Origin of the sequence: Nocardioides sp. (assembly GCF_036405735.1) — a bacterium.
GTDB lineage: Bacteria > Actinomycetota > Actinomycetes > Propionibacteriales > Nocardioidaceae > Nocardioides.
Window position 1 is genome coordinate 1 of the sequence record NZ_DASWXC010000064.1, and the last position, 8,326, is coordinate 8,326.

An 8,326-nucleotide genomic window follows, 5' to 3' on the forward strand; every position below is an offset into this window, starting at 1 on the left:
AGCCGGCGGGCGCGATCGACCAGCTGCTCCGGCGTCGTCGCGAGCGCCGCCGGCACGGGCGGCAGCGGCCCGACCAGCGTGGCCTCCAGCGCCGCGAGGGTGAGCTTGTCGACCCGCAGCGCCCGCGCGAACGGATGCCGCCGCAGCCGCTCCACCAGCTCCGCCGTGCCCAGCATCAGGCCGCACTGCGGACCGCCGAGCAGCTTGTCGCCCGACGCGGTCACCAGGTCGGCGCCGGCCCCGAGCGCGGCGGAGGCGCTCGGCTCGTCGGGCAGCCGGGGGTGCGGCCGCAGCAGACCGGAGCCGATGTCGACGACGACGGGCGCGCCGAGCGTCGCCAGTTCGGCGACCCCGACCGAGGACGTGAAGCCGGAGACCACGAAGTTGGAGGGGTGCACCTTGAGGATGAACGCCGTGTCGTCCTCGACCGCCGCCTCGTAGTCGGCCAGGCGTACCCGGTTCGTCGTCCCCACCTCGCGCAGCCGCGCCCCCACCGACTCCAGCAGCTCGGGGATGCGGAAGCCGTCACCGATCTCGACCAGCTCCCCGCGCGCGACCACGATGCTCCGGCCACCCGTCGCCAGCGCGCAGGTCACCAGCGCGAGGGCGGCGGCGCCGTTGTTGACGACGTGGACGTCGCCGGCCTCCGGCACCGCCTCGGCGAGCGCGGCCAGCGCCGACCGGCCCCGGCGTCCGCGCCGGCCGGTCGCCAGGTCGAGCTCGACGTCGGTCGCGCCCGCCGCGACCTCCAGGGCCTCGACCGCGGCGGGGGAGAGCGGCGCACGGCCCAGGTTGGTGTGGACGACGACGCCGGTGGCGTTGATGACCCGCCTGAGCTGGGTCGCGGTGCGGGGAAGCGCGGCCACCGCCGCGTCGGCGACCTCCTCGGGAGCCAGCTCACCCGCCCGGCAGCGCTCCAGGGCGTCCCGCACCGCCTGCTTCACCAGCCGTTCGCCGAGCCGCTCGGCCGCCTTGTGCAGGCGGTCGTCGGCCAGCACGGCGTCGGTCCGCGGCGTACGGCGCCTCGGGTCGGTGTCCACGCTTCGCATTGTGTCCTACCCGGCTGGTGTGAAGCAGCGTCGACCTTCGCTGCGCGGGGGCTGCTTCACACCAGCGGCATGGGGTACAGCGGTCCCTATGACCAGTGACCTGGAAGCAACGACCGACGACCTCTACAACGCGATCCGCGACCTCTGGCTGGAGGCCCAGGGCGGGGACGACGTCTCCGACGGCGGCTTCGGCCAGCGCGTCACCTCGATCCGGGACACCGACATCGCCGCGGCGGTCCAGCTCGACCTGGCGGCGGTGCGGGAGTACCTCGACAACGCCGACGGCGTGCAGATCGTCGTCGAGCGCGACGGTGAGACGCGGCTGGTCAAGGGCTTCGCCTGAGCCGGAGCACCACGGCAGCACTACAGTGTCAGGCGGTGTGCGGGGAGGCGTTTCTCGTCTGGTGACGGGCGCGGTCCTCAAAACCGTAGGGGCCCAGTCGCTGGGTCCGGCGGGTTCGATTCCCGTCCGCCTCCGCCACCGCCGGGCCGCTAACGGCGGTGCGCCTGCACCCCGCCCACGGCAGCCGCCCGGCCGAGTACGTCGTCGAGCATCGCCTCGGTGAGCCGGCCGGTGAACGTGTTCTGCTGGCTGGGGTGATAGCAGCCGAGCAGCGTCACCGAGCGACCCTCGCCGAGCAGCGTCGCCTCGACGCCGTGGCCGAAGCGCGGCTTGGGCCGGGCCACCTGCCAGCCGAGCGCGGCGTAGGACCGCAGCGCCGCGTCCCAGCCGTAGCCGCCCAACGCCACCACCACCCGGACGTGGTCGGCGAGCAGGCGCAGCTCCGCCTCGATCCACGGCGAGCAGGTGTCACGCTCGGCTGTGGTCGGCTTGTTCTGCGGCGGGGCGCACCGCACGGTCGCGACCATCCGGGTGTCGATCAGCTCGAGACCGTCCGCGGCGTGCACGCTCGTGCCCCGCGTCGCCAGACCGACCCGGTGCAGCGACGCGAACAGCCAGTCGCCGCTGCGGTCGCCGGTGAAGATCCGGCCGGTGCGGTTCGCGCCGTTCGCGGCCGGCGCCAGGCCGACCACCAGGATCCGCGGGGTGGCCGACCCGAAGCCGGGGCTGGGCCGGCCCCAGTACGGCTGCCCGGCGTACGACGCGCGCTTGGTGACCGCGACGTCCTCGCGCCAACCGACCAGTCGGGGGCACGCGCGGCACACGCTCACCCGGGCGTCGAGCTCCTCCAGCCCGACACGAGCCGCGAGGCGGCGGACCTGCGACGCGGTCCGCGCCACCGGCGTCTCCGCGGTGGCCGGGTCGCCGGGCCAGCCGGTGCCCGGTGGCACCGGTGAGGCGAACAGCTCGCCGGTCGCCGGGTGGGGCAGAAGGTCGTCGCTCACGATCCTCATGGTGCCCCACCGGATCCGGCCTGGCCCGGCCTAGATTGGCTCCATGACGACCGCGGCCTCGGACCTGCGCCTCACCCAGTACGCCGCGGGCGGCGGCTGCGCCTGCAAGGTGCCGGCCGGGGAGCTGGAGCGGGTGCTGGCCGAGCTGCCGCTGGGCGGCGGGACCGGCGACCTGCTGGTCGGGCTCGAGCACGGCGACGACGCCGCGGCCGTCCGCATCGACGGCGAGCGCGCGATCATCGCGACCACCGACTTCTTCACCCCCGTCGTGGACGATCCCTACGACTGGGGCCGGATCGCGGCCGCGAACGCGCTCTCCGACGTCTACGCCATGGGTGGCGAGCCGGTCGTGGCGCTCAACCTGCTCGCCTGGCCGCGGGAGAAGATCCCCTTCGAGGTCGCCCGCGAGGTGCTACGCGGCGGAGCCGACGTCTGCCGCGAGGCGGAGACGCATCTGGCCGGCGGGCACAGCATCGACGACCGGGAGCCGAAGTACGGCCTCGCCGTCACCGGCCTCGCGCACCCCGACCGGCTGCTCCGCAACGATGCCGGGGAAGCCGGCCTGCCGCTGACGCTGACCAAGCCGCTGGGTCTCGGCGTCCTCAACAACCGCCACAAGGCGACGGGGGAGCGCTTCGAGCAGGCGATCGCCGCGATGACGACGCTCAACCGCGACGCGGCACGCGCGGCGCTTGCGGCCGGGGCGAGGGCCGCCACGGACGTCACCGGCTTCGGGCTGCTCGGCCACCTCTACAAGCTGGCGCGGGCCAGCGGCGTCACCGCCGTCGTCGAGAGCGCGGCGGTGCCCTACCTCGACGGTGCGCGCGAGGCGCTGCGCGACGGCTTCGTCCCCGGCGGCAGCCGCCGCAACCTCGACTGGGTGCGACCGCACCTCGATTCCGCGGGGACGGTCGACGACGACGAGCTGGTGCTCCTGGCCGACGCACAGACCTCGGGCGGCCTGCTGGTCGTCGGCGAGGTGCCCGGCTACCCGATCGTGGGCGAGCTGGTGCCGCGCCAGGACGCCGTACTCCTCGTGCGCTGACCGCGGGCACCTGACGTTCCCAACCGGATCCCGGCGTGTCGCGGTCGGAAATGTCAGGTGCCCGCGCGCACCCCGCAGGTGTGCTCCAGGTCACGGCGGGTTACCGTGGCCAGGACAAGCAGGAGGTGCTGGTGGCGAAGACGTTCCTCTCCTGGCCGGTGCTGCGACAGCTGACCGGCCAGGACCCGTTGGGTCGGGGCACGTCGGTGCGCTCGCCGCACACCGAGGAGATCACGGCGCGGACGCAGACCGCCGACCGTGTCGCCAAGAGTGTGTGTCCCTACTGCGCGGTGGGCTGCGCGCAGAACGTCTACGTCAAGGACGACAAGGTCATCCAGATCGAGGGCAACCCCGACAGCCCCGTCAACCGCGGCCGGCTGTGCCCCAAAGGGGCGGCGAGCAAGAACCTCGTCACCAGCCCGCTGCGACAGACCAAGGTGAAGTACCGCGCGCCGTACGCCACCGAGTGGACCGAGCTCGAGCTCGGCACGGCGATGGAGATGATCGCCGACCGGGTGGTCAAGGCGCGCAACGACACCTGGCAGGACCTCGACGAGAAGGGCCGCCGCGTCCGGCGGACGCTCGGCATCGCCAGCCTCGGAGGGGCGACCCTCGACAACGAGGAGAACTACCTCATCAAGAAGCTGTTCACGGCGATGGGCGCGATCCAGATCGAGAACCAGGCCCGCATTTGACACTCCGCCACGGTTCCCGGTCTGGGGACCTCGTTCGGGCGGGGAGGCGCCACCGGATTCCTCCAGGACCTCGGCAACGCTGACTGCATCGTCATCCAGGGCTCCAACATGGCCGAGGCCCACCCCGTGGGCTTCCAGTGGGTGATGGAGGCCAAGGCGCGGGGCGCGAAGGTGATCCACGTCGACCCGCGCTTCACGCGCACCAGCGCGCTCGCGGACAGCTACGTGCCGATCCGCGCCGGCAGCGACATCGCGTTCCTGGGCGGCATCGTCAACTACGTGCTCAGCAACGGGCTGGAGTTCCGCGACTACGTCGTCCACTACACCAACGCGGCCACGATCGTCAGCGACGACTACCAGGACACCGAGGACCTCGACGGGCTGTTCTCCGGCTTCGACCCGGAGAGCCGCACCTACGAGCCGAAGTCGTGGCAGTACGCCGACGCCGAGCGCGACGGCGAGCAGCGGCAGGACCACGAGATGCAGCGCGAGACCGCCAGCGCGCTGCAGCACGAGACCCACGGCATCAGCGTCGAGGGCAACCCGCCGCGCGACGAGACGCTGCAGCACCCCCGGTGCGTCTTCCAGATCCTCAAGCGACACTACGCCCGCTATACCCCGGAGATGGTGGCGCGCACCTGCGGGGTGAGCGAGGAGCAGTTCCTCGAGGTGTGCCGGGCGTGGACCGAGAACTCCAACCGCGAGCGCACCACCGCGCTGGTCTACAGCGTCGGCTGGACCCAGCACAGCGTGGGCGTGCAGTACATCCGCACCGGTGCGATCCTGCAGCTGCTGCTCGGCAACATGGGGCGGCCCGGCGGCGGCATCATGGCGCTGCGCGGCCACGCCAGCATCCAGGGCTCGACCGACATCCCGACGCTGTTCAACATCCTGCCGGGCTACCTCCCGATGCCGAACGCCGAGCAGCACCAGTCGCTGCAGCAGTGGATCGACTCCGTGCGCCATCCCGGGGCGAAGGGGTTCTGGGCCAACGCCGGCGCCTACGGCATCAACCTGCTCAAGGCGTACTTCGGCGACGCGGCCACGCCCGAGAACGACTTCTGCTTCGACCTCCTGCCCAAGATCACCGGCGACCACGGCACCTACCGGACCGTCATGGACATGATCGACGGCAAGGTGAAGGGCTACTTCCTGCTCGGCCAGAATCCCGCGGTCGGCTCGGCCCACGGTCGTGCCCAGCGGCTCGGGATGGCCAACCTCGACTGGCTGGTGGTCCGCGACCTGTTCGAGATCGAGAGCGCGACCTTCTGGAAGACCTCGCCGGAGGTGGCGACCGGCGAGATCGTCCCGGAGGAGTGCCGCACCGAGGTGTTCCTGCTGCCCGCGGCCTCGCACGTGGAGAAGGAGGGCACCTTCACCCAGACCCAGCGGATGCTGCAGTGGCGCGACAAGGCCGTCGAGCCGCCCGGCGACTGCCGCTCGGAGCTGTGGTTCTTCTACCACCTGGGCCGGATGGTGCGGGAGCGGTACGCCGGCTCGACCCTCGAGCGCGACCGCCCGATCCTCGACCTGGCCTGGGACTACCCGACGCACGGCCCGCTGGAGGAGCCGAGCGCCGAGGCGGTGCTCAAGGAGATCAACGGCTACGAGGTCGCCACCGGCCGGCCGCTGTCGACCTTCAACGAGATGAAGGACGACGGCTCGACGCTCGGCGGCTGCTGGATCTACACCGGCGTCTACCAGGACGGCGTCAACCAGGCGGCCCGGCGCAAGCCGGCGAGCGAGCAGTCCTACGTCGCCCCCGAGTGGGGCTGGGCGTGGCCGGCCAACCGCCGGATGCTCTACAACCGCGCCTCGGCCGACCCGGACGGCAGGCCGTGGAGCGACCGCAAGGCCTACGTCTGGTGGGACCCGGACCGTGGCGAGGCCGGCGAGTGGACCGGGCCGGACGTCCCGGACTTCGAGAGGACCAAGCCGCCGACGTACCGGCCCCCCGACGGCGCCGACGGCGTGGCCGGCCTCGCGGGCGACGACCCGTTCATCATGCAGGGCGACGGGAAGGGTGCGCTCTACGTGCCGCAGGGGCTCATCGACGGCCCGCTGCCGACCCACTACGAGCCGGTGGAGTCGCCGTTCCGCAACCCGCTCTACGGCCAGCAGGGCAACCCCACTCGCAAGGAGTACGACCGCGAGGACAACCCGATGAACCCCGCGCCGTCCAAGGCCCACACCGACGTCTATCCGTTCGTGTTCACCACCAGCCGGCTGACCGAGCACCACACCGCCGGCGGCATGAGCAGGTACGTCGCCCGGCTGGCCGAGCTGCAGCCGGAGATGTTCATCGAGGTGTCTCCCGAGCTGGCCGCCGAGCGCGAGCTCGAGCACGGCGGCTGGGCGACGATCGTCACCGCCCGCTCGGCGATCGAGGCGCGGGTGCTGGTCACCGAGCGGCTCACACCGCTGCGGGTCGACGGCCGCGTCGTGCACCAGGTGTGGCTGCCCTACCACTGGGGCGAGGGCGGCCTGGTCACCGGCGACTCCGCCAACGACCTGATCGGGATCTCGCTGGACCCCAACGTGCTGATCCAGGAGTCCAAGGTCGGCACCTGCGACGTCCGGCCCGGGCGCCGGCCGCAGGGCGCGGAGCTGCGCCGGTTCGTCATGGAGTACCACGACCGTGCCGGGCTGGACGCCGAGCCGGCCAACCCGATCGTCACCGCCGGCCCGATGCAGGACGGCGACCGCGACCCGGCCAAGGGGTCGAAGGAGGAGGGCACGTCGTGACCAGCCTGTTCCAGCGCAACGACCTGTGGGGGCCGCTCGACCCGGCCGAGGAGGCCGGCTACGGCGAGGACCGCCCGAAGCGGAAGGGCTTCTTCACCGACACCAGCATCTGCATCGGCTGCAAGGCCTGCGAGGTGGCGTGCAAGGAGTGGAACGACGTCCCAGCGACGCACTTCGAGATGCTCGGGTCGTCCTACGACAACAGCCACTCGCTCAACGCCAACCAGTGGCGTCACGTCGCGTTCATCGAGCAGCCCAAGCGCCTCGGGCAGCAGGACACCGGGCTACGCGAGACCGTCGACCTGGGGATGCCGACGATGCGGCCCGAGGCGTCCGAGACCGAGAAGCCGGACTTCCGCTGGCTGATGTCCTCCGACGTCTGCAAGCACTGCACCCACGCCGCCTGCCTCGACGTGTGCCCCACGGGTGCGCTGATGCGCAGCGAGTTCGGCACGGTCGTGGTGCAGGACGACGTGTGCAACGGCTGCGGCTACTGCGTGCCCGCCTGCCCGTACGGCGTGATCGACCGCCGCCACGGCCCCGACGGCGACAAGAACGTCGGCATCGCCCAGAAGTGCACGCTCTGCTACGACCGGCTCGACGCCGGGCAGACGCCGGCCTGCGCCCAGGCCTGCCCGACCCAGTCCATCCAGTACGGCGACGTCGAGGAGCTGCGCGAGCGGGCCAACCAGCGGGTGGCGGCGCTGCACGAGGCCGGCATCATGGACGCCCGGCTCTACGGCAACGACCCCGAGGACGGTGTCGGCGGCACCGGCGCGTTCTTCCTGCTGCTCGACGAGCCGGAGGTCTACGGCTTCCCGCCCGACCCGGTCGTGACGACCAAGGACCTGCCGCAGATGTTCCGCCGCGCCGGCGCGGCGGCCGGTGTGATGCTGGCCGCGGCGGCGCTCTCCTTCCTCGGAGGTCGGCGATGACCGAGCAGCAGATTCATGCGACGCCCGGGTCCGCGGGTGGCCGACGGGAGCGGAGCGGCCGGGGCGGCGGTCGGCGCCGCAAGGGTGGCGCCGAGCAGAGCATGGTGCCGGAGGCCGACTTCACCTCGTACTACGGGCGTCCGATCGTCAAGCCGGCGCCGTGGGAGAACGACATCCCGGCGTACCTCTTCAGCGGTGGGCTCGCGGCCGGCTCCTCGCTCATCGCGGCGGGCGCCGACCTGACCGGGCGCCCCGGGCTTCGCCGCACCGGGCGGCTGGCGGCGGCCGGGGCGCTGGGGTTCTCGATGGCGGCGCTGGTGCACGACCTGGGCCGCCCGGAGCGGTTCTACAACATGCTGCGCACCGCCAAGCTGACCTCGCCGATGTCGGTCGGCACCTGGATTCTGACGACCTACGGGCCGTTCGCCGGCGCCGCCGCGGCGGCGGAGGCGGTCGGCCTGCTGCCGCAGCGGTGGCGCAGCTCAGGCCCGCTCGCGCTCG

General features: G+C 72.4%; 7 protein-coding genes, 1 tRNA gene and 1 pseudogene. 7 read left to right on the forward strand and 2 right to left on the reverse strand.

The genetic code is table 11. The features are described from left to right. Positions 1-1,040, reverse strand: a 1,040-nt coding sequence (gene selA / locus VGE38_RS10130) for an L-seryl-tRNA(Sec) selenium transferase (protein WP_331142421.1), incomplete at its 3' end; no start/stop codon positions are given. A gap of 97 nt (positions 1,041-1,137) precedes the next feature. On the opposite strand from selA, the gene VGE38_RS10135 reads away from it, so the two are divergent. Both VGE38_RS10135 and VGE38_RS10140 read left to right on the forward strand, forming a co-directional pair. Continuing rightward, positions 1,138-1,392 carry a hypothetical protein gene (locus VGE38_RS10135; RefSeq protein ID WP_331142422.1) on the forward strand — a complete coding sequence of 85 codons (255 nt, stop codon included), beginning with the start codon at positions 1,138-1,140 and terminating at the stop codon, positions 1,390-1,392. 43 nt (positions 1,393-1,435) lie between these two features. Then, positions 1,436-1,530, forward strand: a tRNA-Sec gene (locus VGE38_RS10140). 11 nt (positions 1,531-1,541) lie between these two features. Here the strand turns inward: VGE38_RS10140 and VGE38_RS10145 are convergent. Then, positions 1,542-2,405, reverse strand: a complete 864-nt coding sequence (locus tag VGE38_RS10145) for a uracil-DNA glycosylase (protein ID WP_414690927.1) — start codon at positions 2,403-2,405, stop codon at positions 1,542-1,544. Between the two features lie 43 nt (positions 2,406-2,448). Here VGE38_RS10145 and selD point away from each other — a divergent pair, with 43 nt between their 5' ends. From selD to nrfD, 5 genes and pseudogenes are all read left to right on the forward strand, one after another. Next, positions 2,449-3,450, forward strand: coding sequence for a selenide, water dikinase SelD (gene selD, locus VGE38_RS10150; RefSeq protein WP_331142424.1), 1,002 nt, complete (start codon positions 2,449-2,451; stop codon positions 3,448-3,450). Positions 3,451-3,581: 131 nt separating this feature from the next. Beyond that, positions 3,582-4,145, forward strand: coding sequence for a hypothetical protein (locus tag VGE38_RS17580; RefSeq protein ID WP_524538546.1), 564 nt, complete (start codon positions 3,582-3,584; stop codon positions 4,143-4,145). A 12-nt stretch (positions 4,146-4,157) separates the two neighbouring features. Next, a pseudogene (gene fdh, locus VGE38_RS10155) lies at positions 4,158-6,890 on the forward strand (formate dehydrogenase); the annotation flags it as partial. Beyond that, positions 6,887-7,825, forward strand: a complete 939-nt coding sequence (locus tag VGE38_RS10160; RefSeq protein WP_331142425.1) for a 4Fe-4S dicluster domain-containing protein — start codon at positions 6,887-6,889, stop codon at positions 7,823-7,825. The pseudogene fdh and the gene VGE38_RS10160, both read left to right, overlap by 4 nt. Continuing rightward, the coding region (nrfD, locus tag VGE38_RS10165; RefSeq protein ID WP_331142426.1) for an NrfD/PsrC family molybdoenzyme membrane anchor subunit at positions 7,822-8,326 on the forward strand (505 nt) is incomplete at its 3' end. The genes VGE38_RS10160 and nrfD, both read left to right, overlap by 4 nt.

Bases quoted from the DNA above. Each gene is read 5' to 3' on its own strand.
- VGE38_RS10135 (WP_331142422.1), top strand. From the start codon at position 1,138: ATGACCAGTGACCTGGAAGCAACGACCGACGACCTCTACAACGCGATC.
- VGE38_RS10145 (WP_414690927.1), bottom strand. From the start codon at position 2,405: ATGAGGATCGTGAGCGACGACCTTCTGCCCCACCCGGCGACCGGCGAG.
- selD (WP_331142424.1), top strand. From the start codon at position 2,449: ATGACGACCGCGGCCTCGGACCTGCGCCTCACCCAGTACGCCGCGGGC.